The sequence below is a fragment of the Streptomyces anandii JCM 4720 genome, assembly GCF_014650655.1.
GTDB lineage: Bacteria > Actinomycetota > Actinomycetes > Streptomycetales > Streptomycetaceae > Streptomyces > Streptomyces anandii.
In genome coordinates, this window is record NZ_BMVJ01000001.1 from 343023 (window position 1) to 344703 (window position 1681).

At 75.1% G+C, this 1681-nt stretch carries 1 protein-coding gene; it reads left to right on the top strand.

The window, feature by feature from the left end:
* On the top strand, positions 1-1681 hold a 1681-nt coding region (locus IE249_RS35830), incomplete at both ends, for a bifunctional [glutamine synthetase] adenylyltransferase/[glutamine synthetase]-adenylyl-L-tyrosine phosphorylase (RefSeq protein ID WP_229857351.1).

The window sequence follows — 1681 nt, forward strand, 5'->3', positions numbered from 1 at the left end:
TGCTGGAGGCGCTCGGCGCCACCGCCGACCCGGACCTGGCGCTGCTGGGCCTCGTACGGCTGCTGGAGGCGCAGCCCTCGCCCACCGCCCGGCGGGAACTGCTCGACACGCTGATAGCGGCCAAGCCGCTGCGCGACCGGCTGCTCGGCGTGCTGGGCGCCTCCGCCGCCCTCGGCGACCACCTCGCCCGGCACTCCGGCGACTGGCACGCGCTGGTCACCTACGAGCCCCGGGACCTGCACCCCGGCGTGGAGGAGTTCGAGCGGGGGCTCGCCGGGGCCGACGACCCCGTCTCGCTGCGCGTCGCCTACCGGCGCTGCCTGCTGTCCATCGCCGCCCGCGACGTCTGCGGCACCACCGGCGTCGCCGAGACCGCCGCCGAGCTCGCCGACCTCGCCACCGCCACCCTGCGCGCCGCGCTCCGCCTCGCCCGCGCGGCCGCGCCCCAGGACGACGCGCAGTGCCGGCTCGCGGTCATCGCCATGGGCAAGTGCGGCGGCCACGAGCTCAACTACGTCTCCGACGTGGACGTCATCTTCGTCGGCGAGAGCGCGGACGGCGCGGACGAGGACAAGGCGCTGCGGGCCGCCACCCGGCTCGCCTCCCACATGATGCGGATCTGCTCCGAGACGACGGTGGAGGGCAGCATCTGGCCCGTCGACGCCAACCTGCGGCCCGAGGGCCGCAACGGCCCGCTCGTGCGGACGCTGAGCAGCCACGTCGCCTACTACCAGCGCTGGGCCAAGACCTGGGAGTTCCAGGCGCTGCTCAAGGCCCGCCCGGTCGCAGGCGACCCCGCGCTCGGCGCCGAGTACATCGCCGCGCTCAACCCCATGGTGTGGCAGGCCGCCGAACGCGAGAACTTCGTGGGCGACGTGCAGAAGATGCGCCGGCGGGTCGTGGAGAACATCCCGGCCGCCGAGGTCGATCGGGAGCTGAAGCTCGGGCCGGGCGGCCTGAGGGACGTCGAGTTCGCCGTGCAGCTGCTCCAGCTGGTGCACGGGCGCACCGACACCACCCTGCGCAGCGGCAGCACCCTGGAGGCCCTCAAGGCGCTCGCCGCCGGGGGGTACGTCGGGCGCGCCGACGCCGTGCAGCTCGACGAGGCCTACCGGTTCCTGCGCTCCATGGAGCACCGCATCCAGCTGTTCCGGCTGCGCCGCACCCATCTCGTCCCCGAGGACGAGTCCGACCTGCGCAGGCTCGGCCGCTCGCTCGGGCTGCGCAGCGACCCCGTCGCCGAGCTGACCCGGGAGTGGAAGCGGCACACCGGCGTCGTACGGCGGCTGCACGAGAAGCTGTTCTACCGGCCGCTGCTCGACGCCGTCGCCCAGCTCGCGCCCGGCGAGGCGCGGCTGAGCGCGGAGGCGGCCCGCGAGCGTCTGGTCGCCCTCGGATACGCCGACCCGGCGGCGGCGCTGCGGCACCTGGAGGCGCTGGCGTCCGGTGTGACGCGCAAGGCGGCCATCCAGCGGACCCTGCTGCCCGTGCTGCTGGGCTGGTTCGCGGACTCCGCCGATCCGGACGCGGGACTGCTGAACTTCCGCAAGGTGTCCGACGCGCTGGGCAAGACGCCCTGGTACCTGCGGCTGCTGCGCGACGAGGGGGCCGCGGCCGAGAACCTCGCCCGCGTGCTGTCCGCCGGGCGGCTCGCGCCCGACCTGCTGATGCGGGCGCCGGA